Annotated in this window: 25 protein-coding genes; 16 read left to right on the forward strand and 9 right to left on the reverse strand. The window is 72.6% G+C overall.

Annotation, left to right across the window (positions count from 1 at the left end; genetic code table 11):
• The first annotated feature begins 31 nt into the window (after nucleotides 1-31).
• The 3 genes from KVT45_RS16545 (at nucleotide 32) to KVT45_RS16555 (ending at nucleotide 3,740) form a co-directional block, all read left to right on the forward strand.
• The gene (locus KVT45_RS16545; protein ID WP_217548124.1) at nucleotides 32-1,537 is read left to right on the forward strand and encodes an IucA/IucC family protein; all 1,506 of its coding nucleotides are present in this window, start codon (nucleotides 32-34) and stop codon (nucleotides 1,535-1,537) included.
• Between the two features lie 140 nt (nucleotides 1,538-1,677).
• On the forward strand, nucleotides 1,678-2,943 hold the full coding sequence (locus KVT45_RS16550) for a VWA domain-containing protein (protein ID WP_217548125.1): 1,266 nt from the start codon (nucleotides 1,678-1,680) through the stop codon (nucleotides 2,941-2,943).
• Nucleotides 2,943-3,740: a hypothetical protein gene (locus KVT45_RS16555; protein ID WP_217548127.1), complete on the forward strand. Its 798-nt coding sequence runs from the start codon at nucleotides 2,943-2,945 to the stop codon at nucleotides 3,738-3,740. The genes KVT45_RS16550 and KVT45_RS16555 overlap by 1 nt, the downstream gene beginning before the upstream one ends.
• Nucleotides 3,741-3,981: 241 nt before the next feature.
• Here KVT45_RS16555 and KVT45_RS16560 read toward each other — a convergent pair whose 3' ends face one another.
• A complete protein-coding gene (locus KVT45_RS16560) occupies nucleotides 3,982-4,614 on the reverse strand; it encodes a winged helix-turn-helix transcriptional regulator (protein WP_217548129.1) in 633 nt (210 codons plus the stop codon).
• Nucleotides 4,615-4,696: 82 nt separating this feature from the next.
• On the opposite strand from KVT45_RS16560, the gene KVT45_RS16565 reads away from it, so the two are divergent.
• From KVT45_RS16565 to KVT45_RS16585, 5 genes are all read left to right on the forward strand, one after another.
• The gene (locus KVT45_RS16565) at nucleotides 4,697-5,905 is read left to right on the forward strand and encodes a pyridoxal phosphate-dependent aminotransferase (RefSeq protein WP_217548131.1); all 1,209 of its coding nucleotides are present in this window, start codon (nucleotides 4,697-4,699) and stop codon (nucleotides 5,903-5,905) included.
• 33 nt (nucleotides 5,906-5,938) lie between these two features.
• A complete protein-coding gene (locus KVT45_RS16570; RefSeq protein WP_217548133.1) occupies nucleotides 5,939-6,469 on the forward strand; it encodes a hypothetical protein in 531 nt (176 codons plus the stop codon).
• 3 nt (nucleotides 6,470-6,472) lie between these two features.
• Entirely contained in the window at nucleotides 6,473-7,072 is a 600-nt protein-coding gene (locus KVT45_RS16575) for a histidine phosphatase family protein (RefSeq protein ID WP_217548134.1), read from the forward strand.
• Between the two features lie 90 nt (nucleotides 7,073-7,162).
• Nucleotides 7,163-7,798, forward strand: coding sequence for a hypothetical protein (locus KVT45_RS16580; protein ID WP_217548136.1), 636 nt, complete (start codon nucleotides 7,163-7,165; stop codon nucleotides 7,796-7,798).
• Between the two features lie 57 nt (nucleotides 7,799-7,855).
• Nucleotides 7,856-8,278 carry a thioesterase family protein gene (locus KVT45_RS16585; RefSeq protein ID WP_089107115.1) on the forward strand — a complete coding sequence of 141 codons (423 nt, stop codon included), beginning with the start codon at nucleotides 7,856-7,858 and terminating at the stop codon, nucleotides 8,276-8,278.
• Nucleotides 8,279-8,308: 30 nt separating this feature from the next.
• On the opposite strand, the gene KVT45_RS16590 is transcribed toward KVT45_RS16585, so the two are convergent.
• Complete coding sequence (locus tag KVT45_RS16590; RefSeq protein ID WP_217548138.1) at nucleotides 8,309-8,710, reverse strand: helix-turn-helix domain-containing protein; 402 nt, start codon at nucleotides 8,708-8,710, stop codon at nucleotides 8,309-8,311.
• Between the two features lie 203 nt (nucleotides 8,711-8,913).
• Between KVT45_RS16590 and KVT45_RS16595 the strand changes: the two genes are divergently transcribed.
• Nucleotides 8,914-10,251, forward strand: a complete 1,338-nt coding sequence (locus tag KVT45_RS16595; RefSeq protein WP_254646860.1) for an MFS transporter — start codon at nucleotides 8,914-8,916, stop codon at nucleotides 10,249-10,251.
• A gap of 67 nt (nucleotides 10,252-10,318) precedes the next feature.
• Here KVT45_RS16595 and KVT45_RS16600 read toward each other — a convergent pair whose 3' ends face one another.
• Nucleotides 10,319-11,182 (reverse strand): NAD(P)H-binding protein, encoded by an 864-nt coding sequence (locus KVT45_RS16600; RefSeq protein WP_217548141.1) that lies wholly within the window; start codon nucleotides 11,180-11,182, stop codon nucleotides 10,319-10,321.
• A 93-nt stretch (nucleotides 11,183-11,275) separates the two neighbouring features.
• On the opposite strand from KVT45_RS16600, the gene KVT45_RS16605 reads away from it, so the two are divergent.
• The gene (locus KVT45_RS16605) at nucleotides 11,276-12,067 is read left to right on the forward strand and encodes an AraC family transcriptional regulator (protein ID WP_217548270.1); all 792 of its coding nucleotides are present in this window, start codon (nucleotides 11,276-11,278) and stop codon (nucleotides 12,065-12,067) included.
• Here the strand turns inward: KVT45_RS16605 and KVT45_RS16610 are convergent.
• Genes KVT45_RS16610 through KVT45_RS16620 form a run of 3 tightly spaced genes read right to left on the reverse strand, consistent with a single transcriptional unit; the run spans nucleotide 12,015 to nucleotide 16,793 of the window.
• Entirely contained in the window at nucleotides 12,015-13,640 is a 1,626-nt protein-coding gene (locus KVT45_RS16610) for an AMP-binding protein (RefSeq protein ID WP_217548143.1), read from the reverse strand. The two genes, KVT45_RS16605 and KVT45_RS16610, sit on opposite strands and share 53 nt — an antisense overlap.
• Entirely contained in the window at nucleotides 13,637-15,907 is a 2,271-nt protein-coding gene (locus tag KVT45_RS16615; protein WP_217548145.1) for a CoA transferase, read from the reverse strand. Before KVT45_RS16615 ends, KVT45_RS16610 begins: the two co-directional genes overlap by 4 nt.
• Before the next feature lie 19 nt (nucleotides 15,908-15,926).
• Nucleotides 15,927-16,793: an alpha/beta fold hydrolase gene (locus tag KVT45_RS16620; protein ID WP_217548147.1), complete on the reverse strand. Its 867-nt coding sequence runs from the start codon at nucleotides 16,791-16,793 to the stop codon at nucleotides 15,927-15,929.
• Between the two features lie 102 nt (nucleotides 16,794-16,895).
• On the opposite strand from KVT45_RS16620, the gene KVT45_RS16625 reads away from it, so the two are divergent.
• Together KVT45_RS16625 and KVT45_RS16630 are read left to right on the forward strand one after the other, a co-directional pair.
• Complete coding sequence (locus KVT45_RS16625) at nucleotides 16,896-17,360, forward strand: MaoC family dehydratase N-terminal domain-containing protein (protein WP_217548148.1); 465 nt, start codon at nucleotides 16,896-16,898, stop codon at nucleotides 17,358-17,360.
• An 11-nt stretch (nucleotides 17,361-17,371) separates the two neighbouring features.
• On the forward strand, nucleotides 17,372-17,779 hold the full coding sequence (locus KVT45_RS16630; protein WP_217548150.1) for a MaoC family dehydratase: 408 nt from the start codon (nucleotides 17,372-17,374) through the stop codon (nucleotides 17,777-17,779).
• Nucleotides 17,780-17,785: 6 nt separating this feature from the next.
• Here KVT45_RS16630 and KVT45_RS16635 read toward each other — a convergent pair whose 3' ends face one another.
• From KVT45_RS16635 to KVT45_RS16645, 3 genes are read right to left on the reverse strand one after another with little or no spacing between them, the layout of a single operon-like run.
• Nucleotides 17,786-18,736, reverse strand: coding sequence for a zinc-binding alcohol dehydrogenase family protein (locus KVT45_RS16635; RefSeq protein ID WP_217548152.1), 951 nt, complete (start codon nucleotides 18,734-18,736; stop codon nucleotides 17,786-17,788).
• On the reverse strand, nucleotides 18,733-19,542 hold the full coding sequence (locus tag KVT45_RS16640) for an ABC transporter permease (RefSeq protein WP_217548154.1): 810 nt from the start codon (nucleotides 19,540-19,542) through the stop codon (nucleotides 18,733-18,735). The genes KVT45_RS16635 and KVT45_RS16640 overlap by 4 nt, the downstream gene beginning before the upstream one ends.
• Nucleotides 19,539-20,399: an ABC transporter ATP-binding protein gene (locus KVT45_RS16645; protein ID WP_217548155.1), complete on the reverse strand. Its 861-nt coding sequence runs from the start codon at nucleotides 20,397-20,399 to the stop codon at nucleotides 19,539-19,541. The genes KVT45_RS16640 and KVT45_RS16645 overlap by 4 nt, the downstream gene beginning before the upstream one ends.
• Nucleotides 20,400-20,700: 301 nt before the next feature.
• Here KVT45_RS16645 and KVT45_RS16650 point away from each other — a divergent pair, with 301 nt between their 5' ends.
• The 4 genes from KVT45_RS16650 (at nucleotide 20,701) to KVT45_RS16665 (ending at nucleotide 25,145) form a co-directional block, all read left to right on the forward strand.
• A complete protein-coding gene (locus tag KVT45_RS16650) occupies nucleotides 20,701-21,894 on the forward strand; it encodes a Rieske 2Fe-2S domain-containing protein (RefSeq protein WP_217548157.1) in 1,194 nt (397 codons plus the stop codon).
• Nucleotides 21,895-22,009: 115 nt separating this feature from the next.
• Nucleotides 22,010-23,329 carry a peptidase dimerization domain-containing protein gene (locus KVT45_RS16655; RefSeq protein ID WP_308310742.1) on the forward strand — a complete coding sequence of 440 codons (1,320 nt, stop codon included), beginning with the start codon at nucleotides 22,010-22,012 and terminating at the stop codon, nucleotides 23,327-23,329.
• Entirely contained in the window at nucleotides 23,326-24,288 is a 963-nt protein-coding gene (locus KVT45_RS16660) for a catechol 1,2-dioxygenase (protein WP_217548159.1), read from the forward strand. The genes KVT45_RS16655 and KVT45_RS16660 overlap by 4 nt, the downstream gene beginning before the upstream one ends.
• Nucleotides 24,285-25,145, forward strand: coding sequence for an alpha/beta fold hydrolase (locus KVT45_RS16665; protein WP_217548161.1), 861 nt, complete (start codon nucleotides 24,285-24,287; stop codon nucleotides 25,143-25,145). The genes KVT45_RS16660 and KVT45_RS16665 overlap by 4 nt, the downstream gene beginning before the upstream one ends.
• The last annotated feature ends 120 nt before the right edge of the window (nucleotides 25,146-25,265 follow it).

The following is a 25,265-nucleotide window of genomic DNA, read 5'->3' on the forward strand; positions in this document are numbered from 1 at the left end:
CTGTGGTACCCGTCCCCCGAGGAGCCCTCCCGTGCACCGTCCCTCCCCCATCGAGACCCGGCTCGCCGCGGAGCTGGCCGAGGCGCGGCCGGACCTCGTCGACCGGTACGCGGCCGAGCTGCCCGGTGCGCGGGCGGCGGTGCTGACCCGGCTGTGGCGGGCGCTGGCCCACGAGCCGCTGCCGTGGGTGGCGCGCCGGGTGCGCGGGGCGCACAGCCTGGCCCTGTGGCTGGCCGACGGACGGGCGCTGCACGGCCCGCGGGCGGATCCGTACGCCACCGACGCGTATGTGACCGCCGTGCGTCTGGACGGGGTGGCGTACGACGATCCGGCGCGGCTGATGACGGATCTGGGGTGGCCGCACTCGAGCGGGTTCGCGGCCGAACTCGGACACAGTGCCGCGTCGTTGGCGCTCTCGCGGGCCGACCGGGAGCTTCCCCCGAAGGAGTGGCCGGGTCAGGACTGGGAGTGGGAGCAGCGGGTCGTCGACGGGCACCCCTTCCATCCCAACTGCCGTTCCCGGCCCGGTTTCTCGGCGGCGGAGCAGCTCGCGTACGGGCCGGAGCACCGGCCGGTCGTAGGCCTGGAGACGGTCCCGGTCGCGGTCGGCGACTGTCTGCTGACCGGCGACTGGCCGGACGAACTCCGGGACGGGGAGCGGCTGTTGGTCCCCGTGCACCCGTGGCAGAGCGCCCATGTCCTGAAGGGCGGTTCCGCCGGGCACTGGCGGGACGCGCATCCGCTGATGTCCCTGCGCACGCTCGCGCTCCCCGGCGGTCCGCATGTGAAGACCGCGCTCAGTGCCCGGCTGACCTCGTCCGTGCGGGACATCTCGGCGTACTCGGTCGGCGCGGCGGCGACGTTGTCGTCGTTCGCGGCGGACCTGGCCTCCCGCACGGACGGCCTCCTGCACGTCACCCGTACCCTGGGCGCGGTGACCGCGGGCTCCCCCGATCTGGCAGCGCTGCTGCGCGAGTCGCCGGAGGTGTACGCGGCGCCCGGCGAGCGGGTCCTCCCGGTGGCCGCGCTGGCGACCACCGCCCTCCCCGAATCGCCGTCCTGGCTTGCCGAGTTCGCCCGGCTCGCCCTGACGGTGGGGCTGCGGCTGCTGGACCTGGGCGTGGCCCTGGAGGCGCACGGCCAGAACCTCCTCGTGGTGCTCTCCGGGACCGGGGCTCCCCTCCGGCTGGTCTACCGCGACCTGGCCGACATCCGCCTCAGCCCCGCCCGCCTCAGCCGGCACGGCATCACCCCGCCCGACCTGACGGGCCGCCTGGTCACGGACGACGAAACGACTCTGCGCCGCAAGCTGTTCGGCTCCCTGATCGCGGGCGCGCTGGCGGGCACGGCGGGTTCCGGACCGGCGCTGGCGACGGCCCTGGAGGCGGCCGTAGGGCAGCTGCCCGCCACCCCCGACCTGACGGCCCTTCTCGAAGGCCCGCTGCCGGCCAAGGCGTTGACCCTGATGCGGCTGTCGCCGGAGGTGCCCGGGGACCAGTGGGCGGCGCTGCCGAACCCCCTTGCCGACACCCGGTGAACGCCGCGGCCCGCTCACCGGCACCCGCCCGGTGGTCGCACCGGCCCGCCCGTCGCCGTCCGTTGGCCTGCCGGTCACTCACGTTTCGGGGTCCGGACCCCGTTTTGGAGCCCGGCACCTTTGATCAATAGGATCCGCCGATGATCAGAACACATCGGCCGGCGGCAGGAGTCTGCGCTCTGCTCGCCGCCCTGGCGGCCGGGATCGCGTTCCCCGGCCAAGCGGTCGCCGACGAGACCACACAGGCCGTCCCCAAGGTGGAACTCGTGCTGGACGTCAGCGGTTCCATGCGGGCAGCGGACATCGACGGCGGGACGCGGATGGCCGCGGCCAAGCAGGCGTTCAACGAGGTGCTGGACGCGACGCCCGAGGGGGTCCAGCTCGGCATCCGCACCCTGGGCGCCAACTACCGCGGCAACGACCGCAAGGAGGGCTGCAAGGACACCGCGCAGCTGTACCCGGTCGGCACGCTGGACCGCACCGAGGCGAAGACCGCAGTCGCCACCCTCACGCCGACCGGCTGGACCCCGATCGGCCCCGCGCTGCTCAAGGCGGCCGACGACCTCGAAGGCGGTACCGGGACCCGCCGTATCGTCCTGATCAGCGACGGCGAGGACACCTGCCAGCCGCTGGACCCGTGCGAGGTGGCCCGCGAGATCGCCGCCAAGGGCGTCGGGCTGACCATCGACACCCTCGGTCTGGTGCCGGACGCCAAGACCCGCGACCAGCTCAGCTGCATCGCGGACGCGACCGGCGGCACGTACACCTCCGTCCAGCACAAGGAGGAACTGACCGACCGGGTCGGCCAGTTGGTGGACCGCGCGGCGGACCCCGTGGTCACGCCGGTGGCGACCGAGGGGACGGACCAGTGCTCGTCCGCGCCCGCGCTGAAGTCGGGGCTGTACACCGACCGTGAGGAGTTCGGGCAGCAGCGCTGGTACAAGGTCGACGTCAACCCCGGCCAGGAGCTGCGCGCTTCGGTGAGCGTGGCGGCCGACCGGGCCGTCAACTCCGACTACGGCGTGCTGCTGCGCGCGGTGACCGTGCACGGGCGGGAGATCGTGCGCGGCGAGGCGTCGGGCCTGGGCCGTACGGACGTCATCTCGACCGGGCTGCGGTACCCGAAGGCCGAGAGCGACGACGACGAGGACACCACCCCGGAGACCGTCTGCCTCCAGGTGACCAACTCCTTCTCGGCCGCGTCCGGGGTGAAGACCAGCCCCGGTCTGCCGGTCGAGCTGACGGTCGACGTGGTGGACGGGCCGTCGAAGGCGAGCGACGTCGCCTCCTTCGGTCTCGGCCGCGGCTGGTGGCTGCTCGGCGCACTGGTGCTGACCGGCTTCCTCGCGGGTCTGGTGTGGGGCTGGGTGTCCCGCTGGCGAGTCGCGGTCTGGAGGACCAACTGATGTCGATCACACGTGTGTTGAGCGCCGCCCTGCTGGCGGTGGGCGTTGCGGCGGGTCCGGCGGTCGCCGACTCCTCGCCCTCGCCGAGCGCCTCGGCGGACAGCGACGCGCCCACCCAGGCGGGCACGTCCTTCCGTACGGCGACGGAGATCGACCAGGGACAGCAGGCGACGGCCAGCGGATCCACCGGCGACTACCTGTACTGGTCCTTCCCGGCGGACGCCGGGCAGCGGCCCGACGTCAAGGCGACGGTGAAGCTGCCCGACTCGCACGCGGGGCAGACCTGGCAGCTCGACGTGTACGACGGGCTGCGGCGCCGGCAGGCCTGCCAGTACGGCGCGCAGACCCGCACGGCCGCGCAGGGCGCCGCCTCGGTGGAGCTGGCGTGCGTGATGCGGACGGTGCGGGCCTGGTCGGAGCCGTGGGCCGACGACCCGCTGCCCGGCACGTACTACATCCGGCTGACGGTGGTGAACCTGACCTCGGCGGACCTCGGTCAGCCGGTGAGCGCCGAGGTGAAGGTCGACTCCAAGGACATCGGCGGCTCGGCGGCGGTGGACGGTTCGCTGGCCAAGCCGCTGGTGCCGGGGATCGCGGTCAAGTCCGAGTCGGACGAGGACAGTTCCTCGTCGACCAAGTCGGCGGTGCTGTCCTCCATCGAGCCCGACGACGGCTGGTCCTCCGGCTGGTGGACCGACCGCTGGGTGTGGACCGGGATCGGCGGCGTGCTGGCCGCGCTGGCGGGCATCGGCGGGTACGCGCTGACGCGGGGGTCGGGGCGGCCGCGGGGGGTTTGACCGCCGCGTTGCCCACCCACCCGCCCGACTCGGTCACTTGAGAAGTCCAGGTCCGGGGTGCCGGCTCGCTGCCACACCCCGGGCTCGGCCGACCCGATTGGCTCGGCCCGCTCGGTCGACTCGGCCCGCTCGGAGGGCTCGGCTCGCTCGGTCGACTCGGCCCGCTCGGAGGGCTCGGTCGGCTCGGCCGACTCCGTTGGCTCGGTCGGCGAGGGAGTCGAAGTCCGGGGACCCCCCGCCGTCAGGCCTCCCGCAGCTCCTTGGCCAAGGCCCCGTCGCCCGTCACCGTCACCCGCCCGGTCCGTACCGCCTCCGGCAGCGCCAGCTCCCCCCGGGCCAGGGCCGCGCCCGTGCCGGTGTCGAGGGCGAGCCGTGCGTCGGGCTCGGCCGGGGCCGGGCCGTCGCCGTACACCGGGCCGTCCTCGGCGCCGACGTGCAGGTGGAAGTGCCCCTCCCCCAGCCGGACTTCGACGAGCCCCTCACCCTCGCCGTCCAGGGCCCGCAGCAGGGGCAGCGCGAACCAGTGGGCGCGTAGCGCGTCGGTGGGCCGGCGCTCGCCCAGTTCCGGCTCTCCCCACTTGCCGAGCGCCTGGAGTACCGGGAGCAACTCCCGCCCGCGCCCCGTGAGTTCGTAGACGTACGCCGCACCCGGCGGGGGCAGCTTCCGCCTGGTGGTGACCCCGTCCCGCTCCATGTCCTTCAGCCGGGAGGCGAGGACGTCCGTGCTGACCCCCGGCAGATCCGCGTGCAGGTCGGTGTAGCGGCGGGGACCGGCGAGCAGCTCCCGGACGATCAGCAGGGTCCAGCGGTCGCCGACGACGTCGAGGGCGCGGGCTGCGGAACAGTACTGGTCGTAGCTTCGGCGAGGTGACATGCGACGCAGTCTAGACAAGATGTTGGACTTTCCAAGCTCCTACTTGGTAAAACCAAGCAACACGAGTTTCCGGAGGGGCGCAATGGAGTTCCGGCAGTCCAACAAGCTCAGCGAGGTCTGTTACGAGATCCGCGGACCGGTGATCGAGCACGCCAACGCGCTGGAGGAGGCGGGCCACAGCGTGCTGCGCCTGAACACCGGCAACCCCGCGGTGTTCGGCTTCGAGGCGCCGGAGGAGATCCTCCAGGACATGATCCGGATGCTCCCCCAGGCACACGGCTACACGGACTCGCGCGGCATCCTCTCCGCCCGCCGGGCGGTGGCGGGGCGCTACCAGACGCTGGGCCTGGAGGTCGGCGTCGACGACGTCTTCCTCGGCAACGGCGTCTCGGAGCTGGTCTCCATGGCCGTACAGGCGCTGGTCGAGGACGGCGACGAGATCCTGATCCCCGCCCCCGACTTCCCGCTCTGGACGGCGGTGACCACCCTCGCCGGCGGCAAGGCGGTGCACTACCTCTGCGACGAGCAGGCCGACTGGTACCCGGATCTGGCCGACATGGAGTCGAAGATCACGGACCGCACCAAGGCCGTTGTCATCATCAACCCGAACAACCCGACCGGCGCGGTGTACCCCAAGGAGATCCTGGAGGGCATCCTCGACCTGGCCCGCCGGCACGGCCTGATGGTCTTCGCGGACGAGATCTACGACCAGATCCTGTACGACGACGCCGTCCACCACTCCGTCGCGGCCCTCGCCCCCGACCTGGTCGTCCTCACCTTCTGCGGCCTGTCCAAGACGTACCGGGTGGCCGGCTTCCGCTCGGGCTGGCTGGTCGTCACCGGCCCGAAGCAGCACGCCAAGGACTACCTGGAGGGCCTCACCATGCTGGCCTCCATGCGGCTGTGCGCCAACGCCCCCGCCCAGTACGCCATCCAGGCCGCGCTCGGCGGCCGCCAGTCCATCCGCGAACTCGTCACCCCCGGCGGCCGGCTGTACGAGCAGCGCAACGTGGCCTGGGAGAAGCTCAACGAGATCCCCGGCGTCTCGTGCGTCAAGCCGAAGGGCGCCCTCTACGCCTTCGCGCGCATCGACCCCAAGGTCCACCCGATCCACGACGACGAGAGGTTCGTCCTGGACCTGCTGCTCCAGGAGAAGATCCAGGTCGTCCAGGGCACCGGCTTCAACTGGCCCGCCCCCGACCACTTCCGCATCCTCACACTCCCCCACGCGGAGACCCTGGAGACCGCGATCGGCCGGATCGGTCGGTTCCTGAGCGGTTATCGGCAGTAGTGGACCGCGGGGCTGTCCGGGTATGTCGTCCCCATGACCCAGCGGCCTCTGCTCCTCCTCGACGTCGACGGCCCCCTCAACCCCTTCCGGGCCCGGTTCCTGCGGCACCGCGGGTATGTGACCCGCAGGCTGCACCCCGCCAACTGGTCCGCCCGCCAGCGGCCCGGCTCCCGCAAGCTGCGCCGGGGGCTGCGGGTGCGGCTGAATCCGGGGCACGGGGCCCGGCTGCTCGCACTGCCCTACGAGCCGGCCTGGGCCACCACCTGGATGCACCAGGCCAACGAGATGATCGGGCCGGTCATCGGGCTGCCCGAGCTGCCCGTCATCGAGTGGCCGGAGCTGTTCGCGACGGATCCGGACGGTCTGTACTGGAAGACGCGGACCGTCGTGGCGTGGGCGGCCGGGCGGCCGTTCGTGTGGGTGGACGACATGGTCACCGAACTCGACGTCCGCCATGTCGCCGAGCACCACGACGGCCCCGCACTGCTCCTTCCGGTGGACCCGCGGCACGGCCTGCGGGCGCGTGAGTTCGCCGAACTGGAGCGATGGGCTCTTAGCCTCTGACATATGGCTGATGTCTTTCTCGTCCGGCACGGTGAGACCGAGTGGTCGCGGTCCGGACGGCATACCGGGTGGACCGACGTGCCGCTCACCGAGCACGGCAGGGACGAGGCCCGGCGGCTGGTGCCGTTGATCCGCTCGCACCGTATCGGTGCCGCCTTCGTCAGCCCGCTCCAGCGGGCCCGCGAGACCGCCGAGCTGATCGGGGTGCCCGATGCCCGGGTCGACACCGACCTGCGGGAGTGGGACTACGGCGGCTACGAGGGCGTGACCACCATGGAGATCCAGCGCACCCGGCCGGGCTGGTTCCTCTTCACGGACGGGGTGGCGCCCGGTCCGCCGGAGCATCCCGGGGAGAGCCCGGAGCAGGTCGGGGAGCGGGCGGACCGGATGCTGGGCAAGGTCGAGGCGGCCCTCGCCAACACGGAGGGGGTCGTGCTGCTGGTGGCCCACGGGCACTTCCTGCGCGTCCTGACCGCCCGCCGCCTCGGCCTGCCCCCGTCCGCCGGGGCCCTCTTCCAGCTGGCGACCGGGACGCTGTGCCGGCTGGGCACGGAGCACGAGCGGCCGGTGATCGCGGGCTGGAACATCCGGCCCGGCGGGTAGCCGGACCGCGTTGTCAGTCCCCGGTCGTAGTCTTCGAGCAGGCCGCCCATCAGGCGGTCCCGGACCATCGGACCACCGGGGAGGAGCACCGTGACCCGACCGCCCACCGCCGCGCAGCGGCGGGTCATCGACGCCGCCGACCCGGTCACCGGACGGCTGCGGGGTACGGAGGCGCAGCTGGCGGCGCTGGTGAAGCGCGGGCTCGCCTTCCGGCACCCGCGCCCGCCGCACGACCATTTCCTGACGCCGGCGGGGCATCGGACACGGGAGGCTCCGGAGCCCCTGACCGCGACGGAGCCCCGGGCCTCGACAGAAGCCGAGCCGACCGGGGGCTTCGCCGCGCGGGTCGGCGGGGAGGACACGGCCGACGCCGGCCCCGCCCGCGCCCGGGAGGTCCACAGCGCCTGGCAGGGGCTGCTCGAACTGCGCCGGATGACCAATCCCGACGGCGCCACGGACCGGCCGTGCGGCTGGGAGCGTGCGCATCTGGTGCGGGCCGCCGCACTCGCCCTGGAGGCGGCCGGGCATCCGCCCGAGGGGCCGGACACCCCCGGGTACCGGGTGCGCGCGACCCCGCAGCCGGAGGCGGTCGCGGTGTACGCACCGGAGGGCGAGCCGCTGCGGGCGTGCGCGGCCACCCTGGAGCGGGCGGGCTGGCAGACCGGCGAGTACACCGAGCCCCGGAACAGAACGCGCTATCTGCTGGCATCGCCACGCCGGGTGTGACGGGCATGTCAGGATGCCGCCAAAGGATCAGTGCGTCGTACACGAGAAGGGGAAGTCGTGAGCGAACCGTATTCCGTCCGCGTCACGGTCCGTGGCTACGAGACCGATGTGCAGGGCCATGTGAACCAGGCGGTGTACATCAACTACGCCGAGCACGCCCGCTGGTCGCTGCTCCAGGCGGCCGGGGTCACGCAGGCCGAGCTGATCGGGCGGGGCGTGGGCCCGGTGGGGCTGGAGACGACCATCCGTTACAAACGGGAGCTGCTCGCCGGTGACGAGGTCGATGTGACCTGCGCGTTCGAGTGGAGCGGCGGCAAGACGTTCCGGGTGGTCCAGAAGATAACCAAGGCGGACGGCACGCTGGCCGCCGAGGTCGACGCGGTCGGCGGGCTGCTGGACCTGAAGGCCCGGAAGCTGGTCGCCGACCCTCGTGAGATCTTCAAGGAACTCACCTCGGACCCGGAGCTGTTCGGGCTCTGAGAGCCGGCGGGCCCATCGGCTTCGATCCGTCTACGCGTCGAGCAGTTCGGGCTGGTGCTCGGCGTCGTAGGCCGCCCGTGCCTGCGCGATGTACCCGCGGTTGCGCTCGGCCCAGTCGGTCAGCCGCAGCAGGGTCTCGTGCAACTCCAGCGCCACCGGGGTGAGTCCGTACTCCACCCGTGGGGGCACGGTCGGGTACACGGTGCGGGTCACCAGGCCGTCGCGCTCCAGGTTGCGCAGGGTGAGGGTCAGCATCCGGCGGCTGATGCCCTCGATGCCGCGCTCCAGCTCGGTGAAGCGGATGGGCCCGTGCGAGGCCGCGACCAGGATCTGGACGCTCCATTTGCCGGCCACCCTGTCAAGAACCTCGCGGACCGGGCACGCGTGCGCGTTCACGACCTGGCTGGTAACACCGGTGTTCCTCTGGGACATCCGACTGCCTCCTTACGCCGACTCCCATGGTCACCCACGATGTCCTCCGTTACAAGTCGTGCACCTAGGGACCGGAACCCGGTTCCGCCGGAGAACACGGAGGCCACAGCGCCATGACGGCTCCCACCACGTCACCGACGCGCACACGGCATCGAACGTACCCTCGCCGGGCATCTCTCGCCATTCTGTGCGCGGGAGCCCTCATGACGATTCTGGACGGCACCATCGTGACCGTCGCGCTGCCCGCGATCCAGACCGACCTGGGCTTCTCCGGGGCGGGGCTCGCCTGGGTGGTGAACGCGTATCTGATCCCGTTCGGCGGACTGCTTCTCCTGGTCGGCCGAATGGGTGATCTGCTGGGCCGCAAGCGGATGTTCACGGCCGGGATCGCCGTGTTCACCGCGGCCTCCGTGCTGTGCGGGGTGGCCACGAGCCAGGGGCTGCTGATCGCGGCGCGGGCCGTGCAGGGCGTCGGCGGGGCGATGGCCTCGGCGGTCGTGCTCGGCATGCTGGTCGCCCTCTTTCCGGAGCCGCGCGAACAGGCCCGTGCCATCGCGGTGTTCAGCGCGGTCGGGTCGCTGGGCGCCACGCTGGGCACGTTCCTCGGCGGGGCGCTGACCCAGGCGCTGAGCTGGCACTGGATCTTCCTGATCAATCTGCCGATCGGCGTCGTCGCCTGGGTGGCGGCGGTCCGGGTGCTGTCCCCGGAGCGCGGCGCCGGGCTCCGCGACGGCGCCGACTACCCGGGCGCGGCGCTGGTCACCGGTGCGCTGATGCTCACCGTGTACGTCGTCGTGGGCTCCGCCGACCGCGGCACGACCACGACCCTGCTGCTGACGGCGCTCACCCTCGTCCTGTTCACGGCGTTCGCCGTCCGCCAGACGCGCGCCCGACGCCCGCTGCTGCGGCCCAGGCTGTTCCGCTCCCGGTCGCTGGCCGGCGCGAACGGCGTGCAGATCCTGATGATCGCGACGATGTACGGCTTCCAGTTCATCGGTGCGCTCTACCTCCAACGGGTCCTGGGATTCGGGGAGTTGGCCACCGGCTTGGCCTTCCTCCCGGCGCCGGTGGCGCTCGGGGTGCTGATGACGACCCTCTCCGCGCGGGCGATCGGCCGCTTCGGGGCGTACCGGGTGCTGCTCGCCGGGCTGGTGCTGATCAGCGGCGGCATGGCGCTGCTGAGCCGGGCCCCCGCCGACGGCTCGTACGCCGCCGATGTGCTGCCGCCCATGCTGCTGATGGCGGCCGGGTTCGCGGCCGCGATGCCCCCGCTGACCGGTCTCGCCATGTCCGGCGCCGCCGAGGAGGACGCCGGCCTGGCCTCGGGGCTGTTCAACACCACGCAGGTGGTGGGCGGTTCGCTGGGGCTGGCGGTGCTGAGCACGCTGGCCGCGAGCCGCACCGGCGGACTGCTCGACCGGGGCGCGGAGCTGGTCCCGGCCACGGCGGAGGGCTACCGGCTGGCGTTCCGGGTGGCGACCGGGATCGCGGTGGCGGCCCTGGTGCTGGCGGGGGCGGTACTGCGGCCGCGGAGCCGGTGAGGCCGTACCGCGGCCGCGCAGGCCTACGGCAGGGCCTCGGCTCGGCCCGCCGGCCCGCCGGCTGACCTCAGCTCACCTCGAAGAGGCCCTTGTTGTCGGCGGCCCAGGTCCGGAAGGTCCGGGCCGGCCGGCCCAGCACCTCGGCCACGTCCTCGGTGAGCACCGCGTTGCCTCCGGCGCGGACGAACGCCAGGCCGGTCAGGACACCGTCCGCCCGGGTCTCGTCCATGCCCCAGGCCGTGCGGAGGAATGCGCGGGTCTCGTCCGGGGACAGGTCCCGGGTCGGGACCGGGCGGCCCAGGACCTCGGCGAGCACGGCGGCCTGGCCGGGGACGGTGATCGCCTCGGGACCGGTCAGGGTGTACGTCCGCCCCGCGTGCCCGGCGTCCAGCAGGGACCGCACCGCCACCTCGGCGATGTCGCACGGGTCGATCACGCCCGACGCGCCGTCCCCGGTCATGTTGGGCACCGGCTCGCCCGCGCGCAGGGCCTGGAGCCAGGTCAGCGTGTTGGAGGCGAACGACGACGGCCGCAGCACCGTCCAGGCGAGCCCGCTGTCCCGCACGGCCCGCTCGCCGGCCACGTGCCACGACCCGGAAGGACCGGAGTCCGGCTCGCCGGTGGCGATGGCGGAGAGCTTCACCAGCCGGTCGGCGCCGGCGGCCCGCGCCGCGGCGACCAGGGCCGCGTCCTGCCCCTCGTCGGGGCCGGGCGGCCGCAGCAGGAACACGGCCGTCGCCCCGGCCGACGCGGCGTCCAGGGAGGCCGGGTCGCCGTAGTCCCCGCGCACCACCTCCACCCCGGCGGGCAGTTGCGCCTTCGCCGGGTCGCGGGTGAGGGCGCGCACCTTCGCACCGCGCCCGGCCAGTTGTCGTACGACGTCACTTCCGATGGTGCCCGTGGCACCCGTCACCAGAATCATGTGGTCCACGGTGGGCTCGCCGGGGAGCCCGGCTCTTGGAAATTCCGGCACGGCCGGTCCGACCGGGCGGCGACGCCGGGCCGTTACGGTGGAAGGGTGCCGATGACCATCGCCGAGCCGCTTCCGACCACGCCCGAGGTGCTGCGCCCGTGGGTCACGGAGGTGCGGACCATGTCCTTCACCGACCCGCCCGAGGGCACGTTCGTCCAGTTGCCGGACGCGGGGACCAAGGTGGTGCTGCGGGTGACCGGGGACGGGCGGCGTGACGTGCTGGCCGTCGGGCCGCGGGTGCGGGCGGCCTACCACGAGGGGAAGGCCCATATCGCGTGCGCGGAGCTGCGCCTCGCGCCGGGTACCGCCCGGGCTCTGCTGGGTGTGCCGGCCGCCGGGCTGGTCGGGCGGGTGGTGCCGCTGGACGCCCTGCCGGGCGGGGTGGCCCGCCGGTTCGCGCGTGAGGTGCGGTGGCTGGATCCGCGGGAGGCGCTGCCCCGCATCGCCGAGGTGCTGCCCGGGCTGCTGGCGGAACAGGCTGACCCGGCCCGGACGGCACTGCTGCGGGCGGGCGTGGCCGCGCTGTCGGTGCGGATGGACCGGGTGCCCGCGCAGGTGCGGGACGTGGCCCGGGAACTGGCGGTCAGCGAACGCCAGTTGCGGAACCTGTTCACGGACGGCGTCGGTGTCTCCCCGAAGCACTACGCCCGTATCGACCGGGTCCGCACGGTCGCCGCCCGGGCGGGCAGCGCCGGCTGGTCCGAACTGGCGGCCGCGACCGGCTACTTCGACCAGTCGCACATGACGACCGACTTCCGTGCCCTGATGGGCGTCCCGCCCCGCTCCTACTTCAGGGGCCGGCTGCCCGCCACGACTCCCTGCCAGTCGATCCGGCAGCACTGAACCCGGACGCGCGGTCACGGTCCCAGGTGCCGGGCGTGACCCCCCGTTCCCGCAGTACCGCCTTGCGCACCTTGCCGGTCTCGGTGAGCGGCAGCTCCGCAACCGCCTCGATGTAGCGGGGAACGGCGAACGCGGGCAGTTCGCGGGCGCAGTGCCGGGCCAGGTCCGCCGGGTCCGGCACGCAGCCGGGCCGCAGGACCACGGCGACCATCACCTCGTCCTCGGCCAGTTCGGAGGCGACCGGGAAGGCGGCGGCCGTGACGACCGCGGGGTGGGAGCGGACGGCCGCCTCCACCTCGTACGAGGAGATGTTCTCGCCGCGCCGCCGGATGACGTCCTTGATGCGGTCGACGAACCGGAACCAGCCGTCGGGCTCGCGGACCACGCGGTCGCCGGTCCGGCGCCAGGAGTCCGGGGCCGGTTCGGGATCGCCCAGGTAGCCGGTGGCGAAGGCGTAGGGGTGGTGGCTGCGGACGAGGAGTTCGCCCGGGGTGCCGTCCGGTACGGGGCCGAGATCCCCGTCGACCACGCGGGCGTCGAAGCCCGGCCGGACGGTGCCCATGTACCCGGGCCGGTGGTGCTCGGGGGTGGAGCCGATGACGAGGTTGGTCTCCGTGGAGCCGAACCCGTCGACCAGCGTGACGCCGAACCGCTCGCGGAAGGGCTCCCAGAGCGGGCCGGGGGTGGCCGGGGAGAGGCCGCGCCACACGCGGTGCGCCCGGTCGTCCGGGCCGGGCGGCCCGGCGAGCAGCATGGGGACCATCGCGCCGAGCAGATGGACGGTGGTGGCACCGGCGTCTGCCGCCTGCCGCCAGAACCGCGAGGCGGAGAAACGCTCGCCGATCACGACGCACGCGCCCACCGTCATCGCCTGGGCCAGGGTGTTCAGGGCGTTGGTGTGGAAGAGCGGGAGGCAGGTGAACAGCACGTCGTCGGAGGTGAGGCGCAGGGCGTCCGAGACCGTGCGGCCCCACCACACGAACTGGGCCTGGGGGCAGCGGACTCCGCGTGCCGGACCGGTCGTGCCGGAGGTGAAGAGGACGGCGGCGGTGTCCTGCGGCCGGACGGGGGACGGCGGCAACGGCGTGGCACCGCCGGGGTGCGGAGGCGGCCCGGCGGCTCCGCCAGGGTGCGGCGGCAGTCCGATGGCTTCGCCGGGGTGCCGGGGCGCCGTCTCCCCCGCCATCCACACCGTGCCGGGGTACCCGGCCTCGACCGCCCGCCCGGCCGGCTCGGGCTCGGCGTACAGGAACCGGGGCCGTGCCTCCCGCAGGGCGTGCTCCAGCGACCGGCCGCGCAGTGCGGTGTTCAGCGGTACCGCGACCGCGCCCAGCCAGGCGCAGCCGAGGAACAGGTCCACGAGTTCGACCCGGTTTCCCAGCAGCGCCGCCACCCGGTCGCCCGGCCTGCAGCCCTGGGCCGCCAGTGCCCCGGCCATCCCGGCCGCCGCCTCGCGGGTCTCGGCGTACGTGCGTGCCGTCCGGCCGACGCGCAGGAACGGGCGGTCGCCGTAGCGCTCCGCGGCCGCCTCGACGAGTTCCGGCACGGTCGGGCCGACGGCAACAGTGTTCACCGCAGCACTCCCGCGTCGTAGAGGTACCGGAGCCGTTCCGGGGAGTATCCCGCCACCTCGCGCAGCACCTCCTCGGTGTCGGCGCCGAGCAACGGTGCGGGTGTGCGGACCGAGCCGGGGGTGCGGGTGAGCCGGATGGGCGGGCCTTCGTGGAGGAAGGCGCCGGCGGCGGGGTGCACCATGCGGACGTAGAAGCCGCGTGCCCTCAACTGCGGGTCGTGTTCGACCAGTTGACGACCGTCCTGCACGGCCCCGGCCGGAACCCCCTGCTGTTGCAGCAACTCGGCGGCCAGGTCGGCGGGGAGCGTGCGCGTCCAGGCGCCGATCGCCTCGTCCACGAGGGCGCTGTGCCCCCTGCGGTCGGCCGTCGCCGCCAGGTCGGGGCGTCCGATCACCCGGCACAGCGCCGCCCACTCCTCGTCCGAACGAACGCTGACGGCAAGCCAGTTGTCCGCGCCCAGCGACCGGTACACGCCCTGTGGACTCCACACCGGATGCGTGTTGCCGATCGGGGTCCGCGCGGAGGTGAGCAGGCTGGTGCCCATGTGGGCCGCGATCGCCTCCAGTTGGGAGAGGTCGATGTGCTGTCCGCGGCCGGTCCGTTCCCGGTGTTCCAGCGCGGCGACGGTGGCGAGCGCCGCCTGCAGTCCGGCCACGATGTCGCCGTGGCCGTAGATGACCCCGACCACGTCGCCGGGCCCCCAGCCGGTGAGGCCGGTGAGCCCCGAACTCGCCGAGACGGTGTCGGCGTACGACACCCAGCCCGCCCGCGGTCCGGTGTGGCCCATGCCGGACATGCTGACGTAGACGAGCCGGGGGTTGAGCTCGCGGAGGGTGTCCCAGCCGAGGCCGAGCCTGGTCATGACGGTGGCGCTGAAGTTCTCGACGAGGACGTCGCTGGACGCGATGAGGTCGCGCAGCACGGCTACGCCGTCGTCGGTGCGGGTGTCGAGGGCGATGCTGCGCTTGTTGCGGTTGACCTCGTTGAAGTAGCCGTTGGTGTCCGGGTCGGTGTGGGGGCCGCGGGAGAGGTGCATGAAGGGCGCGAACCGGGTGGGGTCCGGGCGGCCGGCCGACTCCACCTTGATGACGTCGGCGCCGTGGTCGGCGAGGACCTTGGTGCAGTAGGGGCCGGCGAGCACCCAGGTCAGGTCGAGGACGCGGACGCCGTCGAGGGCGGGGCGGGCGGAGTCGCCCTCCCCCACGGACACCGGGCGCGGCTCCGCGAGCAGCTTCTGGTCGGCGCCCGCCGCCGGCACGGTGAGAGCGGTGATCCTGCGGCCCTCGGGGAACGCGAACGGGAATCCGAGGTCGGTGCGGCCATCGACCTCGGTGAAGAAGCCGCGCGCGACGAGCTGGGGGTTGTCCGGCAGTTCGGCCGGTACGTCGACGGCGGCCCAGGGCAGCTTGCGGTCCTGGGCGCGCTCCGCGAACTCGGCCTTCGGCCAGGTGCCCGCGAAGTCCTGGACGACCTTGAAAACGTACTCCTGGTGCTTCTTGCGTTCGACCGGGTCCTGCCACCGGGGCTCGGTGAGGTCCGCCTGCGCCCCCTGCTCGCACAGCCAGTCGAGCAGCGCGTCCCACATCCGGGGGCTGCCGCCGAGCCCGCCGCCCAGATGGCCGTCGGCGGCCCGGAAGAGCCCGTGCGGGACCAGGGGGTGTACGTGTCCGGGGCGCGGCGGCACCCGGTCCTCGTGCAGGTAGGCGAGGGTGCCGGCCTCCAGGGCGGCGGCTGCACAGGCCTGCGCGGAGACGTCGGCGAGCTGTCCGGGGCCGCGCCGGCGCGCCCGCAGTCCCAGCAGGGCGGCGATCGCCGCGTTGACGCCCGCGAGGTGTTCCGCCTGGTTCTCGGGCAGGTGCAGCGGCGGCCCGTCGGGGTCGCCGACCTGGGCGAGCATCCCGCCGAGGGCGGCCACGACGAGATCGGTGCCCTGCCAGTCGCTGCGCGGGCCGACCAGCCCGAACGGGGTCACGCGGACGTGGACCAGATGGTCGAGGCCGGTGGTGTCGGCGCCTTCGGGGGTGCCGTCGAGGAGGATGTCGGCGCCCGCGAGCAGGCGGCGCAGCTCCGGTGGCCCCGAGACGCTCACCGAGCGCTTTCCGGCGTGCCAGTGGGCGAAGCCGACCGGGTCCTCCTGCCGGTCGGGGTGGCCCTCGGGGGGTTCGGCCAGGACGACCTCGTAGCCGACACCGACCAGCAGCCGGCCGGCGAAGCGGGTGAAGGGGCTGCTCAGTTCGACGACCCGCGGAGTTGCTGCTGCGCTCACCTGTCCTCCTGCCCTTCGGTCAGCCGTGCCGCTGGTTCAGGAAGCCGTCGACCACGCTGTGGAAGTCGTACGGCCGCTCCTCCTGGAGGTGGTGGGAGGCTTCGTTCATCACGTGCAGGCTCCCCTTGGGGATCATACGGGCGAGCATCAGCGGGTAGTCGGGGGTGAGGAAGGCGTCCTGCATGCCCCACATGAACAGCACGGGTGCCTGGATCGTGCCGAGTTCGGCGGTCAGGTCCTGCCAGTCACCGCGCGGGTTGTCGGAGGCGCCGGCCAGCGCGGTCTCCTCGGGGTCGAGACTCTGCTCGTGGCGCAGCCGCACCGTGCCCTCGGGGATGGCCTCCGGGTCGTACCACTCCAGGCGGGCCATCAGCTCGCGCATCTTGGTGAGGGACGGGCCGTCGCCGCCGTAGTAGACGTCCCGGGCGTTGCGGCCGCGGCGGCCGCCCTCCGGGAGCGGGGCGAGCGGGCCGTAGAAGACCGGCATGCTGCCCGTGACCACCAACGACCGGACGCGCTCGGGGTACTTGGCGGCCAGGTTCAGCGCGATGGTGCCGCCCCAGGAGTTGCAGACGAAGTCGGCCCGGTCGATCTCCAGCGCGTCCATCAGGGCCACGGTCTTCGCCGCGTGGTAGTCCCACATGGGCCCCTCGATGACGGGCTTCGCCGACTTGCCGTACTGCAGGATGTCGACCAGGAGACAGCGCCGGCCGGCGGCGAACAGCGGAGCCACCTGCCCGAAGTCCGACCAGCCGGTGCAGCCGGGGCCGCCGCCGTGCAGGAAGATCGTGGGGCTGCCCGTGCCCAGCTCGATGTAGTGGTACTTGACGCCGTCCGCCTCCGCGTAGGCGCCCTGCGGGGGCGCCTGGATGTCCATGAGATCCATGAGCGGATCGTGCCGGGCGGTACGGGCGGGTCCAAGCGGGGCGGTCCGCTGAGTGGTCCGGGTCTGTGGCCACGGGGTGCCGCCCTTCCTAAGGTCCCCCGCATGCTGGATGTCGCTGAGAAAAGAGCCCAGGCGGCGATGGGCCACTGGGAGGCTCGCTCGCTGGGAGTCGTACGGGCGGAGGCGGCGGCCGAGTTCGCACGGGCCGCCGGGGACACCGCGCCGGCGCTGGTGGATCCCGCGGACCCCGCCTTCGTGGTGCACCCGATGTACCTCGTCAGCCTGCTGCGGCCCGAACCGGGCGCGGAGCCGGGCGAGTTGCGACCGGACGGCATGTACCGCGACGAGGTGCCGGGCACCGACGGGCTGGACGTACGGCTCATGGCGGGCGGTCAGGCGGTGCGCTGGGTCGGAGAGGTCCGGGTCGGCGATCGCGTCGAAGTACGCCGTGCGGTCACGGCTGTCGACCGGAAACGGCCGGATCTGCTCCTGATCACCGTCGAGAAGACGTACGCCGCCGAACGCGGGCCCCTGATCGAGGTCACGGAGAGGTTCATCGTGCGATGACAGAGGCCGCGATGACAGGGGCTGCGACGGCGGAGGCCGCGACGGCGGAGCTCGTGCCCGACGAGGTCATGCTGCTGCGCTTCGGCGCGGTCACCCGCAACACGCACCGCATCCACTACGACACCGCCTTCGCCCGGTCGGAGGGCCTGGACGGGCCGGTCGTCATGGCGCAGCTGCACGGCTGTCTGCTGCACCGGGCGGCCGCGGCCCACGCCGGGCCGGCGGGGCGGGTGCGGGAGGTCTCCTGGCAGAACCGGGCGCCTGCCCACCCCGGCGACCGGCTCACGGTGACGAGCACGGTACGGGACGTGGACCCCGTCAGCGGTGAGATCACCCTCGATCTCGTCGAACACCGCACGGACGGTGCCGTGTGCTGCCGGGGCCACGCCGTCGTCGTACCGGACCGCACCCGGGACTGACCCCGATCAGGAGAAGTCCAGCACCACCTTCCCCACCGCCTCCCCCGTCCGCAGCCGTTCCACCGCCTCGGCCAGCCGTTCGGGCCGGTGCCGTTCGACGGGCAACTCCAGTTCTCCGGCCGCCAGTTCGCCCAGCATCCGGTCGACGTCGGCGGTGACCTCCCGGCCCCGGGTCATCAGGTTCACCGGCAGCAGCGAGACGTCGGCGAGCAGGAAGTCCGCGAGGTCGACGGTGAGTTCGCGGCCCGCGGTGTAGCCGACCAGGGCGACCCGGCCGCGCGGCCGGACCAGGCCCAGGGCGGCCCGCAGCACCGGCCCGCCCACGGTGTCGACGACCGCGTCCACCGGCCCGCCGACCGCCTCCGCCGTCAGGTCCCCCGCCAGGACCGCCTTCGCGGCGACCGGGACCCGTTCGAGCTTGGCGGGCCGCCCGACCACGCCGATCACCTCGGCTCCGGCCCGCGCCGCGACCTGCACGGCCAGCGATCCGACCGCGCCCGCGGCACCGGTGACCAGCACCCGCTCGCCGGGCCGCACGCCCGCCACCGAGTGCACCGCCGCCCAGGCGGTACCGGCCGGGGTGAAGAAGCCACAGGCGAGTGCGGGATCCGTGCCTTCCGGCACCGGGATCGCGGTGGCGTCCGGCACCAGGGCGTGGCTCCGCCAGCAGCCGTCCCGGCGCAGGCCGAGCCCCTTGCCGTTGATCCTGACCAGGCTGCCCACCGGGTGGGTGTCCGAGGCGAGCACGAGACCGGCCCCGTTGGTGCCGGGCACGGCGGGCAGGTCCGGCAGGATGCCGAACTTGCCGTCCACCACGTTCAGATCGAGGTGGCCGACCTGTGCCGCCAGCATCCGCACGAGGGTGTGGCCCGGCTGTGCTTCCGGCACCGGCCGCTCCACGAGCCGGGGCAGCACCCCGAACCGTTCGAGGACCAGGGCACTCGACTTGCCGCTCACAGTTTCACTCCGTATCGACGCAGGACCCGGGAGGCCACGATCCGCAGCACGCGGTCGAAGACGAACCCGAGGATGCCCAGGGTGATGATCCCGACGAACACCCAGTCGATGCGACCGTAGTTGCGGGAGGTCCAGATCAGGGAGCCGAGACCGACCTGGGCGGCGACGATCTCGGCGGAGACGATGGTCAGGAAGCTGTTGCCCATGGCCAGCCGGGCACCGGTGACGATGTAGGGCACGGTCGAGGGCAGCACGATCCCGCGCAGGATCTGCCCCCGGCTCGCGCCCAGGGAGGCGGCGGCGCGCAGCTTGGACTCGCCGACCGACATCACCCCGGCGCTGGTGTTGAGGATGACGATGAAGACGGCCGTGTAGAAGATCAGCACGACCTTCGAGGACTCGCCGATGCCCAGCCAGACCACGGCCAGCGTGACGAAGGCGACCGGCGGGATGAACCGGAAGAACTCGATGTACGGCTCCAGGAGCTGGCGTACGACCTTGATCTGGCCGACGAGCAGTCCGGCCGGGACGCCGACGAGCAGTCCGAGGCCCCAGCCGATCAGGATGCGGCGGCTGGAGGCGATGATCGAGTTGGTGAGGGTGCCGTCCTCGGCGAGGTCGCCGGCGGCGGTGAAGGTCTCGTGCGGGGACGCCACGAGCGAGGGACCGTAGTGCAGGGCCAGGAGCTGCCAGACGCCGAGGCCGACGAGAACGGAGACGGCGTACAGGCCGGCGGCCCGCAGTCCGAGGACCGCCTTGCGCTCGGCGCGCGGTTTCGGCGGGGCGGCCACGGTCACCGTGGTCATGACGACTCCTCCGGGTCGAGTCCCTGGTCGCGCAGGGCCTTGCGGACCTCTTCGCCGATGTCCTGGCGCAGGCTGCGGCGCAGGTCGAGGGCGGCCGGGTCGTCCTCGTCCCGGGGCCGGGGCAGGTCGACGGGGTAGACGGACTTGACGGAGGCCGCCGGGCCCGCCGTCATGACGGCGACCCGGTCCGCCAGCAGGATCGCCTCCTCTATGTCGTGGGTGACGAACACGACCGTGCAGCCCGAGGCCTGCCAGATGCGGGCCATCTCCTCCTGCATGACCTGCCGGGTCTGCGCGTCGAGCGCGCCGAACGGCTCGTCCATCAGCACGACCCGGGGCTGGTTGGCCAGTACCCGCGCGATCTGCACCCGCTGCCCCATACCGCCCGAGAGCTGCCCGGGGAACCGGTCGGCGCAGTGCCGCAGTCCGACCAGCCCCAGGTACTCGTCGGCCAGTTCGTGCTGCTCGGCGCGGGAGCGGCCGCGCATCCGGGGCCCGAAGGCCACGTTCTGCCGGACGGTCAGCCAGTCGAAGAGCGCCTCGCTGCTCTGGAACACCATCCCGAGGTCCGGGTCGGGTCCGGTGACCGGCTTCCCGTCGACGGTCAGAACTCCTTCGGACGGCCGGACGAAACCCGCCAGCGCCGACAGCAGGGTGGACTTGCCGCAGCCGCTCGGCCCGAGCAGACACAGGAACTCACCGGCGGCGATGTCCAGCGTGATGCCGTCCACGGCGTGGAAGGAGCCGAACCGGATCCCGACGCCGTCGACGCGGACGGCGGCGCCGTGCCCGCCCTCCCGGTTGTCCGTGCCCTCGGTCCGGGCCGGCGCGGGGCCCGTCCGGATGGCCTTCGTCATCGCTCACGATCCCTTCGTGTCGAGCGGGAGGAGGCTTCTGCTGCTGGCCTGTGGCTCCATGAGCACCTCGGAGGGTTGGCGGGGAAGCGGCCTGGGGCGGTACCGGGGGTGCAGGGAATTCGCGCACCGTAGACCGCGCCGGGACGTGCGCGCATGGCCGGTGGTCCGCTGAGCGGGACGCCCGCCGCCAAGGGCCGCCGGCGCGTCGGCGGTCTGCTCAGCGGAACGGTTTCGTAGGCCGCCACCTGCCGTGACCCGAAGCTCGTCTCCACGCACCGACGGCACCAGGAGGTCACGCACGATGACGACGGGTGAAGGCCCGAAGAGCAGAAGCCGAACCGCGCCCGGCCGGCAGGACTGGTCTTCATGGCCGCACTACGACGGCGCCGCCCAGGGCTTCCGCGGCTACTGGTACCCGGTCACCTGGTCCAGCCACCTGACCGACAAGCCGCAGCCGTTCACGATCTGCGGCGAGAAGATCACTCTCATCCGGGACGGCGGCAAGGCGTACGCCCTGCACAACCGCTGCCCGCACCGCGGGGTGCCGCTGTCCGAGGGCGACCAGCAGTTCCCCGGCACGGTCAGCTGCCCCTACCACGGCTGGACGTTCGACCTGCCCACCGGCAGGCTCAGCGCGGTCATCACCGACGGGCCCGGCTGCCGGCTCACCGGCAAGGTGAGCGTACGGACGTACGCGGTCGAGGAGCGCCTCGGCATGGTGTGGGTGTACATCCCGCTGGCCGACGAGGAACCCCACCCCATCGACGAGCAGCTTCCCGAGGAGCTCGTCTCCAACCCCTTCGTGATGGGCGGCCGGATCGAGCCGCGCGGCGGCAACTGGCGGTTCGCCTGCGAGAACGGCTTCGACGAGGGCCACGCCAAGTACCTGCACCGCACGGCCCTGTGGCGGCTCTTCAAGCCGATGCCGACCTGGAACATCACCAGGATCGTGCCCCGCGGCCGCTGGATCTACCGGGTCCAGGACGAGGTCCACTGGGAGGCCGACTTCCCCGGCGTGGGCCACTGGTCCAACAAGCGCTGGTGGAAGATGCAGCCGCCGAAGGAGACCTTCAACATCGGCAACACCGGCAAGGCAGACAGCATCAACCCGACGATCGAGGCCCAGGAGTTCCCCGGCTTCGCGTCCCTGTCCATGCCGGGTGTGCTGCGGATCGTCTACCCCAACTTCATCCACTACGAGTTCTACGTCCCGGTGGACGCCGACCACCACAACTACGTCGGTGTGATGGTCAACTTCACCGAGGGCTGGTCGACCCTGCGCTTCTACGCCAAGTACCTGGGCGCCATCCGCTGGCTGTTCCACGGCCAGTTCTCCGGCCAGGACGCCTGGATGGTCGACGTCACCGACGCGCCTCCGGAGAAGCTCTACCGCCCCGACGTCTCGCTGACCTCCTGGCGGAACCTCAGCGAGGAGGAGTACGCCAAGAAGCTGGCCGGGACCGGGGCCGACTCAACTGCAGAGAAGGAGGCGTGAGTATGCGCCGTACCCTGTTCGCCCTGCTGGCCGGGGCCGCCCTCGCCATCGGGCTGCCGCTGGCCAGGCGACGCTTCGAGCGCACCACCATGACCCAGGTGCACAGGATCAACCAGTGAACGCCCTGGCCGGCCTCGACGAGCGGCGCGCCGGCTGGGTCACGGAGGCCTGGCGGCACGTCACCGGCGAACGCCTGCGCGAACTGATCATCGGCCTGGTCGACATCCCCAGCCCGACGGGCGACGAAGGCCGACTGGCCCGGCACATCGCCCTTACGATGTCACATACCATTAAAGATTCAACAACCCAGCCCCTCGACGACCGCCAAGCCAACGCCCGGTCCCGTCTCAAGGGCGACGGCACCGGCCCCGACCTCATGCTCTACGCCCCCATCGACACCCTCACGGTGGGCGACGAGCGTGAGGACCTCCCCTGGATCGGTCCGGAGCTGCGCGAGGACATGCGCCCTCAGGCGAGGGTGTACGACGATCTGGTCACCGGCCTCGGCGCCTCCAATCCCAAGGGCCACGCGGCCTGCGTGATGATGGCCGCCGAGGCGATCGCGGGCGCCGGCATCCCGCTCACCGGCGACCTGGTCGCGGCGTTCGGCGCGGGCGGCATGCCCACCAACGCCCGGCCCGGCAGCTCCAGGCTCAACACCGGTCAGGGGGTCGGCTGTTCGTACCTCCTCGAACAGGGTGTGTGGACCGACTACGCGGTCATCGCCAAGCCCGGCTGGACGGTCTCCTGGGACGAGGTCGGCCTGGTCTGGTTCGAGGTCACCGTCCACGGCACCCACACCTACGTCGGCTCGCGCCACCGGCTCCCGTACGACAACGCGGTCGCCCGCGCCGGGGAGGTCGCCCGGCACCTGGAGGAGTGGTTCGCCGAGTACGCCGAGCGGCACACCGGCGGCACGGTCGCCCCGCAGGGCATCGTCTCCTCCGTGCGCGGCGGCTGGCCGCGCATGGCCGCGGTCACCCCGGCCTCCTGCACCCTCATGGTGGACCTGCGGATCGCCCCGGAGACCTCACCGATGCAGGCGAAGCGGGAGTTCCTCGCCGCCCTCGCCAAGTTCGAGGGTGTGACCGCGGAGATGGTGCTCGCCGTTCCCGGCACCCGGACCGACCCGGACAGCTGGATCCGCCGGTCCGCGACCGCCGCGTGGGAGGCCTTCGAGGGCCGCGAGCACGAGGTGATCCGCGGCAACAGCGGTGCCACCGACGCCAACATCCTGCGCGGTCGCGGCATCCCGACGGTGCGCGTCGGCATGCCGAAGGTCCCGCAGGCCGAGGCGCCCTTCGAGATCGACTTCGCACGCGGGATGAACACCGTCTCCGTGCGGGCGATGGAGAAGCTGACCCGCCACCTGATCCGTACGGCGCTCGACACCGTCACCCGCCCCCGCACAGAGATCCCCGGAGACCCGGCATGACCGAGATCGTCCTGGGTGTCGGCGCGTCGCACAGCACGCTGATGAACACCCACTGGGACCAGACCTTCCACAAGGACCGCGCCGAGCGCTTCCGCGACGCCCTCGCCGAGGCCCGTGACCGGCTGGCCGCCGCCCGCCCGGACACGGTGGTGCTGGTCGGCTCCAACCACTTCCGTGGCTTCTGGCTGGACCTCATCCCGAGCTTCACCCTCGGCGTGGGCGAGTGCGTGGCGAGCGGCGAGTCCGGCACCCCGAAGGGCCCGCAGCGGGTCGACGTCCCGCTGGCCCGGCACCTCGCCGGCTCCCTTGTCGAGAACCACGGTTTCGACATCGCCTTCTCCGCCCGGCTGCAGATCGACCACGGCCAGTCGCACGCGATCCAGTACCTGCTGGACGGACTCGACGTGGAGCTCGTGCCGCTCGTCGTCAACGTCTTCGCGCCGCCGCTGCCGACCCTGGAGCGCTGCGAGCGACTCGGCCGTGCCATCAGGGAGACGGTCCTCTCCTTCCCGGCGGACCGGCGGGTCGCCGTGATCGGCTCCGGCGGGCTCTCGCACCGGCTGCCCTGGCCGGACTGGCGTGAACCGCACGGCGGCGACGAGGAGTTCATGGTCGACGCCTGGCTCAACGGCCGGGAGAACTGGCAGGACTACGACGTCCGCCGCCGCGAGATCATCCGGGCCGCCGAGGCCGCGCTCACCCCGGAGTTCGACGAGGAGTTCCTCAGCCTTGTGGAGCGCGGCGAGACCCGCAGGCTCACCGGCCTCACCACCGGGGAACTGGAGAAGCGGGCCGGCAACGGCGCCCAGGAGATCCGCACCTGGCTGCTCATGGCGGCCGCCCTCGGCCATGTCCCCGGGCAGCGGCTGGCCTACGAGCAGATGCCCGAGTGGCTCACCGGCATGGCCGTCGCCGTCCTCGACCCCGCGTCCCCCGCGTCCTCCGAAAGGCAGTCATGAGCATCTGGACCGAACTGACCGGCACCGACCACCGTCTCGCCTACGTCGACGCCGGCGGCATCCGTACCCGCGCCCTCCAGGCCGGGCCCGAGGACGGCGAGCACGTCGTCTTCCTGCACGGCACCACCGGCCACCTGGAGGCCTTCGTCAAGAACATCCCGGTGCACGCCGCGGCCGGGTACCGCGTCCACGCCGTGGACATGCTCGGCCACGGTTACACCGACAAGCCCGACCGGCCCGGTGAGATTCCGGCCTACGTCGAACACCTGCTCGCTTATATGGACGCCGTGGGCGCCGAGCGGGCGCACCTGGTCGGTGAGTCGCTGGGCGGCTGGGTGGCGTCCTGGGCGGCGAGCGAGCACCCGGACCGGGTCGCCTCCCTGCAGCTGCTGTGCATGGGCGGCACGAAGATCAACCCGCAGGTGATGGAACGGCTGAAGACCTCGACGACGGCGGCGGCCCTGGAGGACGACATCTCCCTCACCCGGGAGCGGCTGCGGCTGCTGTGGGCGGAGTGGGACGAGGACCTCGGCGAGGAGCTGACCCGGGTCCGGTACGAGATCTACCACCAGCCGGAGTTCCAGCGGAACCTGCACAACCTGCTGGCCCTCCAGGAGGTCGACCGGCGTGAGCGCAACCTGCTCCGGCCGGACCGGATGGCCCGGATCAAGGCCCCCACGCTGGTGGTGTGGGCGAACAAGAACCCGTTCGGGGACGTCCCCGAGGGCGAGGCCATCGCCGCCGCGATCCCCGGGGCCCGGCTGGAGGTCTTCACCGAGTGCGGGCACTGGCCGCAGCACGAGAAGGCCGAGCTGTACAACCCGCTCAGCCTGGCGTTTCTCGGCGAGGCCCGCTAACGGTACGGCGAATTTACACGGGGCCTATGGCCTGATCACGGGACGCATGGTTCCGTTTCCCGCATGACAGAGGACTGAGTTCCGCATGGCAACGGATTGACCGGGAGGTTCCGCCCATGA

Origin of the sequence: Streptomyces sp. GbtcB6 (assembly GCF_019091475.1) — a bacterium.
In the GTDB taxonomy this organism is placed as follows: Bacteria; Actinomycetota; Actinomycetes; order Streptomycetales; family Streptomycetaceae; genus Streptomyces; species Streptomyces hyaluromycini.